Source organism: Rhodosalinus halophilus (genome assembly GCF_003298775.1).
Lineage (GTDB): Bacteria > Pseudomonadota > Alphaproteobacteria > Rhodobacterales > Rhodobacteraceae > Rhodosalinus > Rhodosalinus halophilus.
Genome location: NZ_QNTQ01000010.1, coordinates 55,125 through 73,908, shown reverse-complemented (window position 1 = coordinate 73,908; position 18,784 = coordinate 55,125). Strand labels below are relative to the sequence as shown.

Sequence of the window (18,784 nt, the reverse complement as noted above, 5' to 3'; positions counted from 1 at the left end):
GCCCTCAGAAGATGCCGCGCACCTGGTTCACGAGATTCCGGAAGAGGCCCGGAACATTGGCCATCTCGTGACCGGCTCTCGAATAGCCGACCATCGACTCGGGATAGAGCTTGACGTTCTCGATGCCGGCGAGCTCGGAGAGCGCGAACCAGTTGGTCGCCGCCCAGTGCCCGGTGTTGCAGAAGGAAACGAGCGTCTCGGCGCCGGTGAAGCCCTGCGCCTCGGCCAGACGGCGCGCGTCGGCGGCGCTGACGATGGCGGGGTCGTCCGAAAACCAGCTGGCGTGCTCGAAATACTCCGATTGCGGCAGCGTGCCGGGGCGGGCGGCGGCCGGGTGCGACTTGTTACCCTGCCAGAAGGATGCGGGCCGCGCGTCGAGCAGAAGCGCGTCGCCCGATCCCTCGACGATCCTCGCGACCTCGTCGGTCGTGGCGAGCCAGCGGTCCGAGAAGGTGACCTCGAATTCCGATGGCACCGCCTTCGTCGCCCGGGTCGTCGTCGGCAGGCCGGCGAGCTTCCACGCCTTCACGCCGCCGTTCAGGATGGCGAGGCGGCTGACGCCGGAGGACTTCAGGGTCCAGTAGACCCGCGCCGCCGCGCCGAAATCGGTAGCGTCCGCGCCCTCGTGCACCACCACGACGGGGCGATCGTTGGTGACGCCCAGGCTGCGCAGCGTCTCCTGCAGCGTGTCTTCGGGGACGAGCTGGCCCGGATTCTCCTCGGGGCCGCGGAAGAGGGCGTAGGGCGCGCTGACCGCGCCTGGGATGTGCCCCTCCGCATAGGCGTCGCCACGGATGTCGATGACCAGCGGCTCGGATGCGCCGCGCGCCTCCTGCAACGCCACGGGCGTGAGCAACGGGCCGAAGCCGGTCGAGGCGGCGGCGGGCAGAGCGAGGGCAAGCGCGGTCAGGGTCGCGAGCGAAAGGGACTTCATGGGGACTCCTCCTGCCATGCAGATATCTGGGCAGGCCATCTCGGCCACGCCGCCACGGCTGACAAGTCCGGGGCTCCGGCCCAGCCAGCCGGCGCCCGAAACGCCGGTTCCACGCTGTCGGCGGAGCCGGAACGGCGGTTCTCCACGACGGGCGCGCGCCGATCGCGGCGGTCCGGCGGCGCAGCGCATGCCCGTCCCATCATCCTTTTTCGAACAGGCGCAGGAGGGCGTGTCAGTCGGTGCCTCGCGCGCCCGACCGCGCGCCTGCCCGGCGAATCGTCGAACATGCGGACCCGCCCGCGGCGAAGCGGCGACGCGCGTCCTCATGTTGCCTTCTTCGCCGCGAGTCGTCGGCGGCGAAATCATGCGGCGGGCTGCGGCGCCCCAAGACGCGATCCACGCCGCGCCGCGCAACACGCGCGCCGGTATCGGGCGAGTCCGCGACGCTCCGCGCTTCGTTGCCGGGGGTGCTTGCTCCCCCCTGACGCCGCGGGTAAACGGTCGCTCTACATGCGCCCCTTCTGGGCACGGCACGGGAGTTCATGGCACGTCAGGTCGCCATCGTGATGGCCGTTCACCGGCCGAATCCCGCCCATCTCAGGGCGCAGTTGCAGTCGCTGGCGGAGCAGACCCATCCGTCGATCCGGCTCATCTGCGTGATCGCGGATGGCGGGTCCGGCCGGTCGGTCAGCGAGCTCGCGCAAGACGTCGGGCTCTCCGCGACGGTGGTGGAGCCGGGCGAGAGCCTCGATGCGGTGCGCGCCTTCGAGGCCGGTCTGGCCGAGGCGCTGGATCTCGTGCCCGACGAGAACGCGCTCTTCGCCCTCTGCGACCAGGACGACGTCTGGCACCCCGACCGCCTCGCCCGGGGGATCGCGGCGCTCGACGAAAGCGGGGCGGATCTGGTCCATAGCGATGCCCGCCTCGTCGCCGAGGACGGCGCCACTGTGCTGCATCGCTCGATGCTCGACTACGAGCGTCGCCACCGCCGGCCGGGGCTGCGCGGTCTGCTCTACCGCAACAACGTCACCGGCATGACGACGTTGATGCGGCGGCGGCTGGTGGATCTGGCGCTGCCCTTCCCGCCGCAAAGCGGCGTTCATTTCTATCACGACCTCTGGCTCGCGCTCCTCGCCTCGGCGCTTGGCGGTGTTCATCTGATCCGTTCGCCGCTGGTGGACTACCGGCAACATGGCGAGAACGCGATCGGCGCGGTTGACAGGCAGGCCGGCTGGCTGCGCCCCGGCCTGTTGGCGCGGGTCCGGCAGGCGGACGGCATGTGGCTGCGCCGCGAAGCGGCGAGCTACGGGCTGGCCAGGTATCTGGCGCACAGCCTCTACGCGCGGCTGGCGGACGCGGTCGAGGATGGCCGCCTGCCGCGGGGTCAGGCTCAGCTTGCGCCGCTGCGCCCGTTCCTCGCGCGCTTCGGGGGGCTTTTCGCACTGTCGTGGGACGGACTCCGACTCCTGGCCACCGGACACGCCGGTCTCGCGCGGATCGCCCTTGGCTTCTCGGTGGTAAGCCTCGGGCGCAACACCTGGATCCTGAAGCAGGCGCTCGGGCCGGGGCTGGAGGAGGCGCGCGGCGCTATGGACGCGCGGCTCTACTCGCTCTCGCCCGGGGTGCCGCCCCCGGCCCCGCGGCACCACGCACCGGCAAGCGACACGCGCAAGCGCCGCGTGGCCGCGGCGAGCCTTGTCGACACGCGCAAGACCCCGTCCTGGCGGCCGAAGTTCGGAGATCACGCACCGGCGGTCACGGTCCTCGTCCCGACGCTAAATCCCACCGAGGTCTTCGCCGGCATCTCGACGGCCATCGACATGGGGCTCGGTCTCGCCGAGCGCGGGCTGCGCGTTCGCTTCGTTGCGACCGACCTGCCCGTGTCGTCGATGGTGACCTCGCGGCGTTTCGTGCTCGGGCGGCTGAGCTCCGCGGAGGCGCAGGCAAGGGTGACGCTGCACTGCGGGGTGAAGGGCGGCACTGTGCCCGCGCATCACGCCGACCGATTCCTCGCCACCGCATGGTGGAGCGCCCATGTCGCCGACCGCCTGATCCGCGATCACGGATACGTTCAGGACCGCTTCGCCTATCTGATCCAGGATTTCGAGCCGGCCTTCTATCCCTGGGGGCCGGAATATGCCGACGCGATGTCGAGCTACGAGCTCGATTTCATTCCGGTCTTCAATACAAGCCAGCTGCGAGACCATTTCGCGCAGGAAGGCTTCGCCTTCGCGACGCCGGACGCGATCTCCTTCCATCCGGCGATCGATATCGGGCGCTATGCCGGCGGTACGCGCCCTGAGCGGAAGAACCGTCCGCCCCGCCTGGCGCTCTACGGCCGGCCCGAGGTGCCGCGGAACATGTACGCCACCGCCATCGAGGTGCTGTCGCAGTTCGTGGAAAGCGAGGGTCTGGGCCCCGAGGACATCGAGATCGTTTCCGTCGGGCTGCGGCACGATCCCGTGACCCTGCCAGGCGGAGTGGTGCTGCGCAGCCTGGGGAAACTGCCCTGGGAGGATTATCCCGCCTATCTGCTGGAGGTGGAGCTCGGTCTTTCGCTGATGTATTCGCCGCATCCGAGCCACCCGCCGATCGAGATGGCGGCCTCGGGAGTGCGTGTCGTGACCAACCGTTTCGGCCCAAAGGATCTGAGCCTGCTGAGCCCGGCGATCCTCTCTGCGCCGCCGACGGTGCCGGGTCTGGTGCAGGCGCTGCGACGTGCCTGGGGAATGGGGCCGGTGCCCGACGGCGACCGGTGGATCGAGCTCGGGCGCCTCGGTCTGCCGCCGGAGGCGGCCCTCGACCGGCTCGCGCCGCTGGTCGCGCCCCAGCCCGCGCATGCGAAGGGCTGACGTCATGGGACGGCGCATCATCCTCCATATCGGCTCGCCGAAGTGCGGCTCGACCTATCTGCAGCAGGTCATGGTGCAGAACCGCCCGCGCCTGCTCAAGCGCGGAATCCGCTACCCGCATGATGGCGGAAGCCACCCGGGCAACGCGGCCGATCTCGCCTCGGTCGATGCCGCGCGACTGGACGCCTGGTTCGCGGACGGCGTCCATACGGTCGTGCTCAGCCACGAGGATCTCTACGGGTTGCCGAAGCGCGGGGATGCGCTGGCTGCGCTCGCTCCCGCCACGGGTGTCGAGGTTCAGCTTGTGGCCTTCCTCCGCCCGTTCAGCGAATTCGTCTTCGGCGACTATTCGCAGTTCATGAAGCAGCACTTCGAGACCTTTCTGGCCAGGCGTGAGGCCTACGAAGGCCGCGACTTCCGCGCCTTCGCCGAGCGGCGGATCCGGAATCTCACGCCGGCGGCGTTTCTGCGGAACTGGAGCAAGCGCTTCCCGGAGCGGCCTCTCATCCTCGCCAGCCACCGGCGTATCCGTCCGGTGATCGAAGAGCTTCTCGGTCCGGACGAGCAGATGGACTGGGAGCTGCATCCGACGCGGGCGAACCGATCGCTGCGGATGGAGGACTGCGACCGCATCGCGGCGATGATGCGGGATCCCGAGGTGTCCGACGCCGAGATTCGCGCCGCGTTCCGCGAAGCGTTCCACAGAACCGATCTGCCCGATGCCGGGCGGACCGAGGAGCGCCGCGCCTGGCTCGAGGCGCAATTCGAGGAGCAGAACAGGCTGCTGCGTCAGCAATTCGGCTACGACAACACCCTGCAGAGGGAAAGGGGCTGAAGCCGCCGGCTCAGGCGGTGGCCTGCATCAGGCTCTTGTGGTGCGCCAGCGCGTCCTCGACATCGTCGTACATGTGAAGTTCGCCGTTCTCGAGCACGCCTGCATGGTCGCACAGTCGCCGCACCTGGCCCGGCGCGTGCGTCACCATTACGGCGCCGCTTTCCTCCAGCCGCTGCTTGAAGAGACGTTCGCTCTTGGAGCGGAAGGAGGCGTCTCCCACCGCGGTCACCTCGTCAACGAGATAGGTGTCGAAACGGATGCCCATCGAGACGCCGAAGGCCAGGCGCGATTTCATCCCCGAGGAATAGCTGCGCACCGGCAGCTCGAAATGCGGCCCGAGCTCGGCGAAGTCGGCGACGAAACGGGTGAGCTCGTCCGTGTCCACGCCATAGACGCGGGCGATGAAGCGCGTGTTCTGCAGGCCCGTGAGCTCTGGGTGGAAGCTGCCGGCGAAGCCAACGGGCCAGGACACCGTGCCATGCACCACCACCTCGCCGCTGTCAGGGTCCATCGACCCCGAGATCATCTTCAGCAGGCTCGATTTGCCCGCGCCGTTCCGGCCGAGAATGGCGATCGCCTTGCCGCGCGGAAAGACCGCGCTGATGCTGTCCGCGACGACCTTGCGCCGCCCGTTGAGGACGAAGGTCTTGTGGACGTTGCGAAGCTCGATCATCCGAAGCCGCACTGTCAGCGCCGGTCACGCAGCGAATAGTAGATCATCACGATGATCGACCAGCTGACCAGCAGGAAGGCTCCCGCCAGCGCCAGCAGCATGACCTTGCGCGGATACTGTGGCGTCTCGGGGATCGTCGGATCCAGATAGGCTGCAAGGTAACGCGACTGGCGCTGCGCTTCGGCCACGGAGGAATCATAGGCCGCGAGCGCCGAGAGATAGCTCTTCTCGGCGAACTCGAGGTCCACAGCCAGCGATTCGTATTCGGCGACCAGCGTGGAGTAGCCGTCCGCCGGACCTTCGGGCGACAGCGCTTCTCCTGTGTCGGCTGCGCCCTCCTCGCCGGCGCGCCCGAAGCGGGCGCGCTCGGCCCGGATCCGGTTGCGGATCACCTCGACGCGCTCGCGCGCCCGCACGACGCGCGGATCCTCCGGCGACGAATTCTCGAGCAGCAGGTCGAGCTCGATCAGCGCATCCGCGAGCTGCTGCTGGAGCGTGTTCAGCAGGCCCATGCGGCCCTGGATATCAGCGGAGGGATCCACGATCTGGGTGCGCGAACGGAAATCGGTCATCGCCGTCCGCGCCTCCTTGAGCCGTTCGATGGCGCGGTCGAGCTCCTCGCGCGCGTAGCGCGTCGCATCCGCGCGCGCGATCGCGGAGAGCTCGTTGACCATGTCCGTGCTCTCCTCGAAGATCGCGGTGGCGATCCTGTGTGCGTCGTCCGGATCGAAGGCGAGCACCCGCACCTCGATCAGACCGCTCGCGCGGTCGTAAAAGACCTTGACCATCCGCCGCCAGTAGCTGGACAGCGCCTCGATCCGGGCGTCCTCGCCCAGGCTGAAGATCGGATCGTCCGGGTTGACGTAAACCGCGCGGAGATCGATCCGGTCGTGGATGGCACGCACCATGTTCTGGCTGCCGATGTACTCATAGAGGATGTCGGTGTCCGATGAACTGGACCCCGACAGCTCCGTGATGCCCCCCAGAAGCTCGACCGCCGATCCCACCTCTTCGGTCCGCACGGAAAAGCCCACATTGCTGGCATACTGGTCTTCGGCGATGACATAGAGATACCAGGCTGCCGCACCCAGTGGCGCGACAACCCACAGAAGAAAGAAGCCGATCAGCACGACGTGCCGCGTCTTCAGGCTGGAGCGACGCGCCGCCGGGGGCATTCGCGGCCCGGGCGGCTTTCCGGCCTTTCCGCGGGGTTTTTCCGCGCCGCCCGCGGGCTTGCCCTTCTGCGGCATTCCGGTCACCACTCCCCCGCTGCGGTTCGAAACGTCGGGAGGGGCCTTATCGGCATCTGTCACGGCGGAACCTTCGTAGCTGAGCGCGCCGCCGCTGTGCAGGGCGCCGCGTTCGGTGTTAAGCTCGGGCAAGATATGGCAGACACGCAGTTCCCGCAATCGGACCTTCCCAAGTTACCCGAAGGCCGCGGGCGCCGCCCGCGGCAGCCCGGCACGCCGCGGACCGTGGCGGCGCTCATGCTGCGCGAGATGGCCTCCACCCACGGCAGATCCGCGCTGGGCTATCTGTGGGCCATTCTCGAGCCGGTGGCCGGAATCATCCTGCTGACCTTCATCTTTTCGCTGGCGCTGCGTTCGCCCGGCATCGGCACCAGCTTCCCGCTCTTCTACGCAACCGGCATGCTACCCTTCACGCTCTACATGGACATCAGCCAGAAGTCGTCGGTCGCGTTGCGCTTCTCGCGGCAGCTTCTCGCCTATCCGGGCGTGACCTTCGTGGATGCGCTGATGGCGCGGGTTCTGCTGAACTCGATCACCCAGCTCATGGTCTGGGCCGTTGTTCTGACCGGCATCATCTGGATCTATCGACTCGACGTGATCCTCGACCCGCCGGCCGTGGCGCTCGGCTTCGCGATGGCGACCAGCCTCGCCGTCGGCATCGGAACGCTGAATTGCTATCTGCTGTCGGTCTACCCGACTTGGGAGCGGATCTGGGCGATCCTCAATCGCCCCTTGTTCATCATCTCCTGCATCTTCTTCCTCTACGACGACGTGCCGATGCCGTATCGGGACTGGCTGTGGTACAATCCCATCGTGCACTGCGTGGGTCAGGTCAGGGCCGGCGTCTACGCGACCTATGACGCGACCTACGTCTCGCCGCTCTATGTCTTCGGGATTTCCGTCGTGACCCTCGCGTTGGGTCTGCTGCTCCTGCGCCGCTATTACCGGGACATCATAAACGATTGAGACCGGTGGATGATTGCCGGCAACCTGCCGCTCTGCTAGATCGCAGCCGTTCGCTGGCGAGGGTTGGGCAGTGGGTTGGCGCGGGTACATCGACAGACGCCATGGCGCGGTGTTCTTCTGGTCACAGAAGGCCGCCTGCACCACGCTCTTCGAACTGCTCGCGGACAACATGCGGGAACGACCCGCGGCGAAGCGGTATTTTCATTCGCATAGCACGCCGGGTCATCGCTGTCGCCGCGTGATTGAACAGGAGGGCCTGCTCGCGGTCATTCTGGCGCGGCACCCTGCCTCGCGTGCGGTCAGCGCCTATATCAACAAGTTCTGTCTCTATCGCGGCCAGCGGCTCGAGACGCGCGCTGCGCTCGAGCCCTTTGCACAGGATCTGCACGACCGCTTCGTCACATGGTCGGGCGGAACGCCCTCCGAGGAGGATGCGAACGTCCTGACCTTCGAGCAGTTCCTCGAGACCGTCGCGCGGATGCAGGCGGAAAAAAAGAAGCCCTGGCTGCCAATCAACGGCCACTGGGAGACGCAGGTGCCGCCTGGCCTGGGCGACACGGGCTTTCGCTATGACGAGATCGTGCATGTCGAGCGACTGGAGGAGGAACTCTCTGCGCTGGCGGGCCGGATGGGAATGAAATGGCGATCGCGCACCTTGAATCGAAGCCCGGTTGCGAAGGCGCCCCACCAAGGCTACCTCGGTGACATTCCGGCACGCGATGTCGCCAGTCATGCGTTCGGGCACGGCAACTTCCTGTCCGACGCCACGCTGGCCCGTATCGCCGAGATCTATGCGCCGGACTATGACATGTTCGGCTACCCCCTCGCTCCCGAAGCATGAACGACCCTCGCGCTCGACGGGCCGCGCCCCGCCGTCGCGGATCTCGGAACGCGTCACCTTGGCAGGGACGTCCTGCTCACGCGCGCCACCATGGCGGTTGCGTGCCGCCTCACCGTCCCTTAGGAAAGGTGATTGACCGCTCCGGCGTACCCACCTATCAATTTGAAACAGTTTAGGTGCCCGCACCCAACGCGGGCAGTAAGCCTTTGAATGAGCGCCGTGATTTTCACTCGCGCGTAACATGAGGAGAGCGTTCGAATGTCCAGCATTTACAGCCTTAACGGTTTCACTTACTTCGACTTCGGCTCCGGGCCGACCAGCATCAGCCCTATCACGGTCGATCTGCAAGGCAGCGACGACCTGGGGTTCACCTTCTCTCCTGACGTGGGCAGCACGGACCCTGCCGACATCACCGGCATGATCGACATCACGTCGGGTGAGTTCTACGGTGCGCTCATCGGCGGCAGTCCCGTCGATCTGACCGACGACAATTACGACATCGGAATGGGCGAGGTCTCGGTCGACGGCAACACGTCGCAGATCCTCACCATCACCGACACGACGTCGCAGCAGGTGATGGTCTTCCTCGCAAGCGGCGATCCGATCGGGTCGGGAAGCGCGCCCACGGAGGCCGAGCTCACGAACTATTTGGAGAACGGCACCGTTTCTGACATTCCGTCCGGTCCCTTCGCACCGGGAACCGAGTTCTCGCCGGGTGACCTTGCGGACACGAATGTGAATTCGGATCCGTTCGCCGGGACGTCGGGTGATGATTCGATCGTGGGCTTCCCGTCGGACGATCTCCTCGAGGGACTCGAAGGCAACGACACGCTCAACGGCGACTACGGCAACGACACGCTTCTGGGCGGTGACGGCGACGACATCGTGACCGGGGGCGCCGGCAACGACGACATGAACGGTGGAGCCGGAGCAGACACCGTGAATCTTTCCGGCTTTGGCAATGGTGGGCTGGACATCGTGCGGGGCAGCGCCGCCGACTTTGCCGGCGATACCATCAATGGCCTCGACTTCGGCGATCAGATCCTGCTCGAGGGCGTGAGCGAGTCGTCAGTCACGATCCTCGGGTCGAGCATCGAGATCGAGACGACGGGCGACGACACCCCGGAAGCGATCTTCAACTACACCACGGTCGGGTCTGCCGATCTCGTGTCCATGGAAATGCCCGGCGGCGGTGGAACCATGCTCCAGCTTGACCCGGCGGCCGCGCCCGAGCCGGGGATAGGCCAGACGATCGAAGGTCCGCAGGACTTCGGACAGATCGGTGACTTCCTCTTCGCCGATGACAGCATCGTTCCGAGCGATATCTACTACGTCGGCGCGGTCGAGAGCCTCGCGCTCCTGCCTGATGGCCACGCGATCAACGAGATATCGGGTGAGGCGCCCGAACAAGTCGTCGGTATCGACCGGGGCGTGTTCCTGAGCTCCGGCGGCGGCCCCGGCACCGAGAACACCTCGGGCAGCTTTACCGTAAACCTCGGCGAGCCCGGCGACCCGCGTCTTACCGAAACGGCGCGGGATGCCTTCCCCAACGCCGGCTCGACGAACGACGCGTCGCTGCTAACCTTCACCTTCGACGCGGACGTTCTTGGTGACCAGCCCTCGATCAGCTTCGACCTGTTCTTCGGTTCCGACGAGTTCCCGGAATATGTCGACAGCTCCTTCGTGGACATCGCGGCGGTCTACGTGAACGGCGTCAATTATGCGCTCTTCAACAACGATCCGAACCAGCCACTCTCGATCACCGGCGACAGCATCAACACGCCCGGAAACTTCTATTCCAACAACGGAGACGACGGTTCGGACGACGACCCATTCACCGGCACCTTCGATACCGAGTACGATGGCTTCTCGGTGCTTCTGAACGTCCTCGCTCCGGTTCAGCCGGGCGTGAACACCGTGACGATCGCGGTCGCCGACACGGGTGACTCGGCATGGGACTCTGGGATCTTCGTCGGGAATATCGAGGGCTCCGACGTGGAAGCCGGTGGCAGCTTCGTCGAGACGAACGGCACCGACGGGGCGGATCAGATCACGGCGAACGCGGCGCCGCAGATCATCAACCTCGGCGGTGGCGAGGACACTGTTTCGGGCACGCCCGACGAGCTCAACGGCGACGTCATCAACGACTTCATGGATGACGATATGCTGACCTTCGAGGGCAGCAGCTTCACCATCGACGACGTGACTGTGACGCTGGGCTCCGCGATCCTCGACATCGACACCGACGGCGATGCGGAGGCGGACACGAACGTGACCCTTCAGGGCAACTTCTCGCAGGCGACTTTCAACGTCGCGCAGGATGGCGACAATACGAATGTCACCGCCGAAGGCGTGCTGCCCGAAAGCGAGGAGATCGATGGCACCGCAGATGACGACACGCTCGTCGGCACCGCGGGCGACGATGTCATCAACGGACTGGGCGGCAACGACCGCCTGGAAGGCCTTGCCGGCAATGACGAGCTCAATGGTGGCGACGGCAACGACGGCCTGCTCGGCGGCGTCGGCAACGACACGCTGAACGGCGGCGAGGGCGACGACAACCTCGCGGCGTCCGATGGCAACGACGTGGTCAACGGCGGCGGTGGGCGCGACCTGATGGGCGGCGGCCTCGGCGACGACATGATGGACGGCGAAAGCGGCAACGACTTCATGGGCGGCGGCCAGGGCAACGACACGGTCATGGGCAGCGACGGCAACGACGTGGTGAACGGCGGTGCCGGCGATGACGAGCTGTCCGGCGGCACCGGCTCCGACACCATGGGCGGCAGCTTCAACAGCGACCTTGTCGAGGGCGGCGAGGGCGACGACGACATGGGCGGCGGCGCCGGTCAGGACACCGTCAACGCAGGCGCGGGCGACGACTCCGTGGGCGGCGGCGAGGGCGACGACGTCATCAACGGTGGCGACGGCGCCGACTTCCTCGCCGGCGGCGGCCGCGACGACACCATCGACGGCGGAGCAGGCGACGACACCATCAACGGCGGCGACGGCGACGACGTGATGACCGGCGGCGACGGCGCGGACCAGTTCGTCTACAACTTCTTCAAGGACGGCGATGCGGATGTCATCACCGACTACGAGGACGGCGTGGACAACTTCCTGATCCAGACGGTCAACCCGAACGACGGCACCGTCAACATCGACAACGGCGGCAACGGGCTGGCGGGCTACCTCGCGGCGCTCAACATCACCGACACCGCGGATGGCGCCCAGTTCAACGTGGATGGTCACACCGTCCTGGTCGAGGGGGTGGCGGCCTCGGACCTGACGCTCGAGGACTTCACCTTCATCTGAGCAATTCTCGGGCCGCGGCCTGCGTCGCGGTCCGGTTACTCGGAAAAGCCCTGCGCGCCCCGGCCCTGGCGGTCGGGGCGCTCTTCTTTTCGCATGCGGCACCGCGGGGCACCCATTTCGCACTGTCGCTGCCCGTGCCGCTGGATTATGCGGGTTGGTGCGGGGCCAGACCACGCCAGGGCGATTCCGGGCGCGTGCTGTTGAACAGACCCCTCCCGGGGGGTAAGAGCGCCGGGACAGTTTTCTGGCAGGAGGGTCAACGTGGCCAAGGACTATATCGTCAAGGACATCGCGCAGGCCGACTACGGCCGCAAGGAGATCGCCATCGCCGAGACCGAGATGCCGGGCCTCATGGCCCTGCGCGAGGAATACGGCGAGTCGAAGCCGCTCGCCGGAGCGCGGGTGGCGGGCAGCCTGCACATGACGATCCAGACGGCCGTCCTCATCGAGACCCTGAACGCGCTCGGCGCCGACGTGCGCTGGGCGTCCTGCAACATCTTCTCGACGCAGGATCACGCCGCGGCGGCCATCGCGGAGGGCGGCACGCCCGTCTTCGCGGTCAAGGGCGAGACGCTGGAGGAATACTGGGACTACATCGACCGCATCTTCCACTTCGAGGAAGGCGGCGCCAACATGATCCTCGACGACGGCGGCGATGCCACGCTCTACATCCTCATGGGCGCGCGCGTCGAGGAAGGCGAGGAGGATCTCATCGCCGTGCCGACCTCCGAGGAGGAGGAAGCGCTCTTCGCGCAGATCCGCAAGCGGATGGCCGAAAGCCCCGGCTGGTTCACGAAACAGCGCCACATGATCAAGGGCGTGACCGAAGAGACGACGACGGGCGTCAACCGGCTCTACAAGATGATGGAGAAGGGGCACCTGCCCTTCCCGGCGATCAACGTGAACGACTCGGTCACCAAGTCGAAGTTCGACAACAAGTACGGCTGCAAGGAAAGCCTGGTGGACGGCATCCGCCGCGCCACGGACACGATGATGGCCGGCAAGGTCGCCGTGGTCTGCGGCTATGGCGACGTGGGCAAGGGCTCGGCGGCGTCGCTGCGCGGCGCCGGCGCGCGGGTCAAAGTGACCGAGGTCGATCCGATCTGTGCGCTGCAGGCGGCGATGGACGGCTTCGAGGTCGTGGTGCTGGAGGACGTCGTCCACTCGGCCGACATCTTCATCACCACCACCGGCAACAAGGACGTCATCCGTCTCGAGCACATGCGCGAGATGAAGGACATGGCGATCGTCGGCAACATCGGCCACTTCGACAACGAGATTCAGGTCGCCGCCCTGAAGAACCACAAGTGGACGAACATCAAGGAACAGGTGGACATGATCGAGATGCCGGCCGGCAATCGCATCATCCTGCTGTCCGAAGGTCGTCTGCTGAACCTCGGCAACGCGACGGGGCATCCTTCCTTCGTGATGTCGGCCTCCTTCACCAATCAGGTGCTCGCGCAGATCGAGCTCTTCACGCGGGGCGAAAACTACGAGAACAAGGTTTACGTCCTGCCGAAGCACCTCGACGAGAAGGTGGCGCGCCTGCATCTCGGCAAGATCGGCGCGAAGCTGACCGAACTGGATCCCGAACAGGCGGAGTATATCGGCGTGAGCCCCGAGGGCCCGTTCAAGCCCGAGCACTACCGCTACTAAGCCTTCACGGCATCCCCTTTCGCACCCGGCGCGTCCTCCGCGCCGGGTGTTTTCGTTCCGCGTCGGCGCGGCTAGATTTCGGGGCAGGAGGGTTCAGCGATGCGCGCGATGGTTTTCGACGGAGACTCGCCGAAGCTCGCGCTGCGCGACATGCCGCGGCCCGAGCCGGGGCCGGGGCAGGTGCGGATCAGGATCGAGGCCTGCGGGGTCTGCCGCACGGATCTGCATGTCGTGGACGGGGAACTGACAGAGCCCAAGCTCCCGCTGATCCCGGGGCACGAAATCGTGGGGCGGATCGACGCGCTTGGCGAGGGTGCCGACATGGCGCCCGGCGCGCGCGTCGGCGTCCCGTGGCTCGGCCATACCTGCGGCACCTGTCGCTATTGCCGGATGGGGCGGGAGAACCTCTGCGACGCGCCGGGTTTCACCGGCTACACGCTGAATGGCGGCTTCGCGGAATACTGCGTGGCCGACACCGATTACGTGTTCCCCCTGCCCGAAGACGGCGACGCGGTAGCGCTCGCGCCGCTGCTCTGCGCGGGGCTGATCGGCTATCGGAGCTTCCGCATGGCGGGCGAGGCGGAGCGGCTGGGCCTCTACGGCTTCGGCGCGGCGGCGCATATCCTCGCGCAGGTCGCGCGCCATCGCGGGGTGGAGATCCTGGCCTTCACCCGCGACGGCGACACGGCGGCGCAGGAGTTCGCCCGCCGCCTGGGCGCCGTATGGGCCGGCGGCTCGTCCGAGCCGCCGCCGGCCGAGCTCGACGCGGCGATCATCTTCGCCCCCGTGGGCGATCTGGTGCCGCGCGCGCTGAAGGCGGTAAGGAAGGGCGGCCGCGTGGTCTGCGGCGGCATCCACATGAGCGATATCCCGGCCTTCCCTTACCGCGACCTCTGGGAGGAACGCGAAATCCGTTCCGTCGCCAACCTCACGCGCGCGGACGGCGAGGCCTTCTTTCCCCTCGCCGCCGAGGCGGGCGTGACGGCGGAGACGGTGCCCTATGATCTCGCAGATGCGAACCGGGCGCTCGACGACCTGCGTGCAGGGCGGTTGCAGGGCGCGGCGGTGCTGGTGCCCTGACGCGGCCGGGGGCGCGGCGAGCCTGCGCCGCCCCGGCTTTGCGCCTGATTCCGCTTTGTGTGGAACGCAAAGCTGTCTAGCCTGTCCGGGGCGGCGCCGCAGCAAGGCCCGCAGGGAGAGACCAGAGGAAGCGAAATGAGCAAGCGTGACGAGTTGATCCAGAAGTATGCCGAGGACCTGCGGACCAAATGCGGGATGGAGCCCGACATGGATCTGCTGACCAAGGTGACCATCGGCTGCGGCCCGTCGATCTACGATGCTGACGCCGAGACGGTCGCCTCGAGCCAGCCGGGCGAGCTGGAGACCGTGAAGAACAACTTTCTGATCAAGAAGCTCGGCCTCAAGGACGGGCCCGAACTGATGGACGCGATCGAGTCGGTGATCGAGATCTACGGCAAGTCAGAGCGCAACAAGTATCGGCCCGTGATCTATTACATGCTGACCAAGCATTTCGGGAAGGAGAACGTCTACGGCTGACCGGTCGTCGCGCGGGATTTTCCTAGAATGGCGGGCATTTGCCCTTTGCCTCGGTCAAGTGTCGCCGCTATCGTGGAAGAAGCACAGGCCAGGATGGCCGGAGACTTCCAGCAAACGTCGGTGTGTGGGAGCGCCGGGGTGACGGAGGGGTCCGGCGCGGCCGGACCCTCCGGTTCCCGTTTCATAGAAGCGCGAGCACCAACCCGATGAGCGTGCAGCCTCCTGTGGCATACAACCCATCGATCAGGATGAGCGACGCGGGCCGCTGTGCGAAAAGGTAGTTGGTCGCGATCCATGGAGACGCGACAAACAGGCCGAGGCCCAAACCCGTCAGCGCACCCTCAATGGGGCTGTCCACGCCCGATGTGACGAAGACGTGGCGCATCATGCCCGCCACCAGCACCGCTGCGAATAAGCTGCCGATGAAGGCGGCGTAGTTCCGGCGGTCAAGAGTCTCTTCGGTGAGGCCGGCGGCACCCATCCAGCGCCGGCCCATGATGCCGTACCATGCCGCCCCGAAGAGCCAGGCCGCCAGGGCGGCGGCGATCACGCTCAGGACGCCCATAGGCGACTCCGTTGCTGTCAGCGGGAGGATGGCGCAACCGCACGACCATCACAACGGAAAGCTCGCTCAGGGTGCGGTGCGCCCCATCTCGCAGACGATGCGCCATTCCTCCTCGGTCACCGGCTGCACCGAGAGCCGCGTGTTGTTGACGAGGACCATCTCCGCCAGCCGCGGCTCTTCCTTGATCTCGGCAAGCGTCACGGGGCGCGCGAAGGGGCGCACAGCCCTTATGTCCACGCAGTCCCAGCGGGGATCGTCGGTGGTGCTGTCGGGATGCGCCTCGGCGATGACCTCGACGATGCCCACGACGGCCTTCTCGCTTTGCGAGTGGTAGAAGAAGCCGCGGTCGCCCGCCGCCATCTCGCGCATCATGTTGCGGGCCTGGTAGTTGCGGACCCCGTCCCATTCCTCGCCTTCATCGCCCTTCGCCACCTGATCGTCCCAGGACCAGGTGGAGGGTTCGGACTTGAAGAGCCAGTAGCGCATCGCTCGTCCCTCATTCCTCGCGCAATGGTCGCGCGAGCAGCATGTCCATGGCATCTCCCAGCTTCATGCGCCCGTCAAGCAGCGCGACGACGGCCGAGGTGATCGGCATCTCCACCCCCAGCGCGCGGCCGCGGTCCGCCACCGCGCGCGCGGTCGGCGCGCCCTCCACCGTGTCGCCCGAGGACCACGTCTCCCCCCGCCCCAGCGCGAGACCGAAGCGGTAGTTGCGCGAGCCCTCCGAGGTGCAGGTCAGGGCCAGGTCGCCGAAGCCCGAGAGCCCCGCCAGCGTCGTGACCTCCGCACCCAGCGCGAGCGCCATGCGGTTCATCTCGGCGAAACCCCGCGTCATCAGCGCCGCGCGGGCGCTTTCCCCCAGTCCCGCGCCCATCGCGGCGCCGCAGGCGATGGCGATCACGTTCTTCAGCGCGCCGCCCAGTTCCGCGCCGGTCACATCCTCGGATCGGTAGAGTCGCACGGTCGGCGTCGCCAGCCGCGCCTGCAGGCTCCTCCCGAGGGCCGGGTCGCCGCAGGCGAGCGTGAGCGCGGTGGGCAGGCCCGCGGCGATGTCGCGCGCGAAGGAGGGGCCCGTGAGGATCGCGGGCGTCACGCCGGGCAGCACGTCGGTCACCACGCCGGCGGGGCCCAGCGTGGTGCCGAGCTCCACCCCCTTGCAGCAGGCCACGGGGCTGGTCGCGCGCAGGCCGGCCGCCTCCGCCTCGAGCAGTTCGCGCAGGCTCTGCATCGGCACCGCGAGCAGGACGGTCTCGGCCGCCGTGGCGTCCCGCGCCTGATCGGTGACGCGCAGACCATCGGGAAAGCCATACCCGGGCAGACGCCGGATGTTCTCGCGCGCGCCTTGCATGGCTTCCGCGCCCTCCCGTGCCCAGAGAACCACCTCGCGCCCGGACCGCGCGAGCACGATGCCGAGCGCCGTGCCGAAGGCGCCGGCCCCCAGGATGCCGACACTCATGCCTTGGCTCCCTTTCGTCCGCCTCCGATCAGCGCCGGTTGCGCGGAATCGAGCGGCCAGCGCGGCCGCGCGGCGAGGTCCATCCCGTCATGCCGACCCGCCCGGAAAAGTTCCGCGCCCGCATAGGCGACGATGGCGGCGTTGTCGGTGCACAGACGCAGCGGCGGCGCGACATGGGCGGCGCCCGCGTCCTCCGCGACCCGCTCGAGCGCGGCGCGGATCGCGGCGTTGGCCGCGACTCCGCCGGCCACCGCGAGGGCCGGTGCAGCGGAGGCCGCGAGCGCGCGGCGGGTCTTTTCCGCCAGAACCTCGGCCACCGCGGCCTGAAACGCCGCGCAGAGGTCGGCGCGGTCCTGACGCGTGAGCCCGCCCTGTTCGGCGATCAGCATGTCGCGCTGGCGCAGGACCGCGGTCTTCAGTCCCGAGAAGGAGAGGTCGCAACCCGGCCTGTCCAGCAGCGGACGGGGCAGGGCGAAGCGCGTGGCGCAACCCGCCGCGGCCTCGCGCTCGACCGCGGGGCCGCCGGGCTGGGGCAGGCCCAGCAGCCGCGCCACCTTGTCGAAGGCTTCGCCCGGCGCGTCGTCGATCGTGCCGCCCAGCCTTGTGAAGGCCTCCGGGCCGCGCACCGTCAGCAACTGACAGTGGCCGCCAGAGACGAGCAGCATCAGGTAGGGATAGGGCAGAGCGTGCGTGAGACGCGGCGTCAGCGCGTGCGCCGCCAGATGGTTTACCCCGATCAGCGGCAGGCCCGCGCCCGCCGCGATCCCCTTGGCCAGCATAACGCCCGCGAGCACGCCGCCGATCAGTCCCGGCCCCGCCGTCACGGCGATCGCATCGATCCGGGCGAGCGTCACGCCGGCGGTCTCGAGCGCCCGGCGCACGGCGATGTCGAGCTTCTCGGCATGGGCGCGCGCGGCGATTTCGGGAACCACGCCGCCAAAGGCCGCATGCAGATCCGACTGTCCAAGCACGACCGAGGACAGGATCTCGGTTCCCGCAGCCCCTTGACGGACCACGGCGGCGGCGGTGTCGTCGCAGCTGCTCTCCAGCCCGAGTATGGTCAGCGTCTCGCCCATCGGTCGCACCGGCTGTCGGGAAAGGCTCTTGCTACCACCCGCCGGGCGGCCTCACAATCCCGCCCAGCATGCCCGACGCCCCCACGCTCCTGCTCACCCGTCCGGCCGAGGCGTCGGACCGCTTCGCGGCGCAGCTTCGCGGCGTGCTGGGCGACCGGATGCCCGAGGTGCTGGTCGCGCCGCTGATGCGGGTGGATTACGCCGGCAGGCTGCCCGAGATGGCAGAGGTCAGGGCGCTCATTTTCACCTCTGCGAACGGCGTGCGCGCCTATGCCGCGGCGGGCGGGCCGCGCGACCGCCCCGCCTGGACAGTGGGCGCTGCGACGGCGGAGGCGGCGCGCCGCGCCGGGATGAAGCCCCGCGCTGCCGGCGGCGATGCGCGCGCCCTGATTTCCGAGATCGAGGCCGCGCACCCGTCAGGCTGTCTGCTGCATGTACGCGGCGAACATGCTCGCGGCGGCGTCGCGCAGCGGCTGCGCGCGGCGGGGCTCGACGCCCAGGAGGCCGTGCTCTACCGCCAGATCCTGTTGCCGCTGGGGGATGCCGCGCGGCATCGCCTCGACCGGGACGCGCCGGTGATCGTGCCGCTTTTTTCGCCGCGAACGGCGGCGCAGTTCGCCGCGCAGCACGGCGGGCGCGCGCCGCTTCTGCTCGCGGCGCTGAGCGCAGCCGTGGCGGACGAGGTGGCCCATCTGCCCGCGCAAAGGCTCGTCGTGGCCGATCGCCCGGACGCGCCGGCGATGCTCGCCGCCGTCTCCGCGCTGCTCGACCACGCCGCGTGGCTTGAGGGTCCGTAACCCCGCAGGTA

At 67.8% G+C, this 18,784-nt stretch carries 16 protein-coding genes; 9 read left to right on the top strand and 7 right to left on the bottom strand.

What is annotated here, in order from left to right; genetic code table 11:
- Positions 1 to 4 precede the first annotated feature (4 nt).
- The gene (locus DRV85_RS11565; protein WP_113289627.1) at positions 5 to 934 is read right to left on the bottom strand and encodes a sulfurtransferase; all 930 of its coding nucleotides are present in this window, start codon (positions 932 to 934) and stop codon (positions 5 to 7) included.
- 542 nt (positions 935 to 1,476) lie between these two features.
- Between DRV85_RS11565 and DRV85_RS11560 the strand changes: the two genes are divergently transcribed.
- Positions 1,477 to 3,786 carry a rhamnosyltransferase WsaF family glycosyltransferase gene (locus DRV85_RS11560; protein WP_233495485.1) on the top strand — a complete coding sequence of 770 codons (2,310 nt, stop codon included), beginning with the start codon at positions 1,477 to 1,479 and terminating at the stop codon, positions 3,784 to 3,786.
- Between the two features lie 4 nt (positions 3,787 to 3,790).
- Positions 3,791 to 4,621 carry a hypothetical protein gene (locus DRV85_RS11555; RefSeq protein ID WP_113289626.1) on the top strand — a complete coding sequence of 277 codons (831 nt, stop codon included), beginning with the start codon at positions 3,791 to 3,793 and terminating at the stop codon, positions 4,619 to 4,621.
- A 10-nt stretch (positions 4,622 to 4,631) separates the two neighbouring features.
- Here the strand turns inward: DRV85_RS11555 and DRV85_RS11550 are convergent, their stop codons facing one another.
- Positions 4,632 to 5,294 carry an ABC transporter ATP-binding protein gene (locus tag DRV85_RS11550; protein ID WP_113289770.1) on the bottom strand — a complete coding sequence of 221 codons (663 nt, stop codon included), beginning with the start codon at positions 5,292 to 5,294 and terminating at the stop codon, positions 4,632 to 4,634.
- 14 nt (positions 5,295 to 5,308) lie between these two features.
- The gene (locus DRV85_RS11545) at positions 5,309 to 6,469 is read right to left on the bottom strand and encodes a KpsE/RkpR family capsule polysaccharide export protein (RefSeq protein ID WP_113289769.1); all 1,161 of its coding nucleotides are present in this window, start codon (positions 6,467 to 6,469) and stop codon (positions 5,309 to 5,311) included.
- 210 nt (positions 6,470 to 6,679) lie between these two features.
- Between DRV85_RS11545 and DRV85_RS11540 the strand changes: the two genes are divergently transcribed.
- From DRV85_RS11540 to DRV85_RS11515, 6 genes are all read left to right on the top strand, one after another.
- Positions 6,680 to 7,510, top strand: coding sequence for an ABC transporter permease (locus tag DRV85_RS11540; RefSeq protein WP_113289625.1), 831 nt, complete (start codon positions 6,680 to 6,682; stop codon positions 7,508 to 7,510).
- A 70-nt stretch (positions 7,511 to 7,580) separates the two neighbouring features.
- Positions 7,581 to 8,351 carry a sulfotransferase family 2 domain-containing protein gene (locus tag DRV85_RS11535; protein WP_158540150.1) on the top strand — a complete coding sequence of 257 codons (771 nt, stop codon included), beginning with the start codon at positions 7,581 to 7,583 and terminating at the stop codon, positions 8,349 to 8,351.
- Positions 8,352 to 8,609: 258 nt separating this feature from the next.
- A complete protein-coding gene (locus DRV85_RS11530) occupies positions 8,610 to 11,666 on the top strand; it encodes a choice-of-anchor L domain-containing protein (protein WP_113289623.1) in 3,057 nt (1,018 codons plus the stop codon).
- Positions 11,667 to 11,927: 261 nt separating this feature from the next.
- Positions 11,928 to 13,322 (top strand): adenosylhomocysteinase, encoded by a 1,395-nt coding sequence (gene ahcY / locus DRV85_RS11525; RefSeq protein ID WP_113289622.1) that lies wholly within the window; start codon positions 11,928 to 11,930, stop codon positions 13,320 to 13,322.
- A gap of 99 nt (positions 13,323 to 13,421) precedes the next feature.
- Positions 13,422 to 14,402: a zinc-dependent alcohol dehydrogenase family protein gene (locus DRV85_RS11520; RefSeq protein WP_113289621.1), complete on the top strand. Its 981-nt coding sequence runs from the start codon at positions 13,422 to 13,424 to the stop codon at positions 14,400 to 14,402.
- Positions 14,403 to 14,537: 135 nt separating this feature from the next.
- Positions 14,538 to 14,879 (top strand): DUF2853 family protein, encoded by a 342-nt coding sequence (locus DRV85_RS11515; RefSeq protein ID WP_113289620.1) that lies wholly within the window; start codon positions 14,538 to 14,540, stop codon positions 14,877 to 14,879.
- A 181-nt stretch (positions 14,880 to 15,060) separates the two neighbouring features.
- Here the strand turns inward: DRV85_RS11515 and DRV85_RS11510 are convergent, their stop codons facing one another.
- The 4 genes from DRV85_RS11510 to tsaD form a co-directional block, all read right to left on the bottom strand.
- A complete protein-coding gene (locus tag DRV85_RS11510; protein WP_113289619.1) occupies positions 15,061 to 15,444 on the bottom strand; it encodes a DUF1761 domain-containing protein in 384 nt (127 codons plus the stop codon).
- Positions 15,445 to 15,510: 66 nt separating this feature from the next.
- Positions 15,511 to 15,930, bottom strand: coding sequence for an EVE domain-containing protein (locus tag DRV85_RS11505; RefSeq protein WP_113289618.1), 420 nt, complete (start codon positions 15,928 to 15,930; stop codon positions 15,511 to 15,513).
- Between the two features lie 10 nt (positions 15,931 to 15,940).
- Entirely contained in the window at positions 15,941 to 16,900 is a 960-nt protein-coding gene (locus tag DRV85_RS11500; protein ID WP_113289617.1) for an NAD(P)H-dependent glycerol-3-phosphate dehydrogenase, read from the bottom strand.
- Positions 16,897 to 17,976 (bottom strand): tRNA (adenosine(37)-N6)-threonylcarbamoyltransferase complex transferase subunit TsaD, encoded by a 1,080-nt coding sequence (gene tsaD / locus DRV85_RS11495; protein WP_113289616.1) that lies wholly within the window; start codon positions 17,974 to 17,976, stop codon positions 16,897 to 16,899. Before tsaD ends, DRV85_RS11500 begins: the two co-directional genes overlap by 4 nt.
- A gap of 68 nt (positions 17,977 to 18,044) precedes the next feature.
- On the opposite strand from tsaD, the gene DRV85_RS11490 reads away from it, so the two are divergent.
- Positions 18,045 to 18,773: a uroporphyrinogen-III synthase gene (locus tag DRV85_RS11490; protein WP_113289615.1), complete on the top strand. Its 729-nt coding sequence runs from the start codon at positions 18,045 to 18,047 to the stop codon at positions 18,771 to 18,773.
- Positions 18,774 to 18,784 lie beyond the last annotated feature (11 nt).

Excerpts from the sequence above, each read along its gene's own strand:
- DRV85_RS11540 (WP_113289625.1), top strand. The coding sequence starts at position 6,680 with ATGGCAGACACGCAGTTCCCGCAATCGGACCTTCCCAAGTTACCCGAA.
- tsaD (WP_113289616.1), bottom strand. The coding sequence starts at position 17,976 with ATGGGCGAGACGCTGACCATACTCGGGCTGGAGAGCAGCTGCGACGAC.
- DRV85_RS11500 (WP_113289617.1), bottom strand. The coding sequence starts at position 16,900 with ATGAGTGTCGGCATCCTGGGGGCCGGCGCCTTCGGCACGGCGCTCGGC.
- DRV85_RS11560 (WP_233495485.1), top strand. The coding sequence starts at position 1,477 with ATGGCACGTCAGGTCGCCATCGTGATGGCCGTTCACCGGCCGAATCCC.
- DRV85_RS11490 (WP_113289615.1), top strand. The coding sequence starts at position 18,045 with ATGCCCGACGCCCCCACGCTCCTGCTCACCCGTCCGGCCGAGGCGTCG.
- DRV85_RS11545 (WP_113289769.1), bottom strand. The coding sequence starts at position 6,469 with ATGCCCCCGGCGGCGCGTCGCTCCAGCCTGAAGACGCGGCACGTCGTG.
- DRV85_RS11510 (WP_113289619.1), bottom strand. The coding sequence starts at position 15,444 with ATGGGCGTCCTGAGCGTGATCGCCGCCGCCCTGGCGGCCTGGCTCTTC.
- DRV85_RS11550 (WP_113289770.1), bottom strand. The coding sequence starts at position 5,294 with ATGATCGAGCTTCGCAACGTCCACAAGACCTTCGTCCTCAACGGGCGG.
- DRV85_RS11520 (WP_113289621.1), top strand. The coding sequence starts at position 13,422 with ATGCGCGCGATGGTTTTCGACGGAGACTCGCCGAAGCTCGCGCTGCGC.
- DRV85_RS11505 (WP_113289618.1), bottom strand. The coding sequence starts at position 15,930 with ATGCGCTACTGGCTCTTCAAGTCCGAACCCTCCACCTGGTCCTGGGAC.
- DRV85_RS11530 (WP_113289623.1), top strand. The coding sequence starts at position 8,610 with ATGTCCAGCATTTACAGCCTTAACGGTTTCACTTACTTCGACTTCGGC.
- DRV85_RS11555 (WP_113289626.1), top strand. The coding sequence starts at position 3,791 with ATGGGACGGCGCATCATCCTCCATATCGGCTCGCCGAAGTGCGGCTCG.
- DRV85_RS11515 (WP_113289620.1), top strand. The coding sequence starts at position 14,538 with ATGAGCAAGCGTGACGAGTTGATCCAGAAGTATGCCGAGGACCTGCGG.
- DRV85_RS11565 (WP_113289627.1), bottom strand. The coding sequence starts at position 934 with ATGAAGTCCCTTTCGCTCGCGACCCTGACCGCGCTTGCCCTCGCTCTG.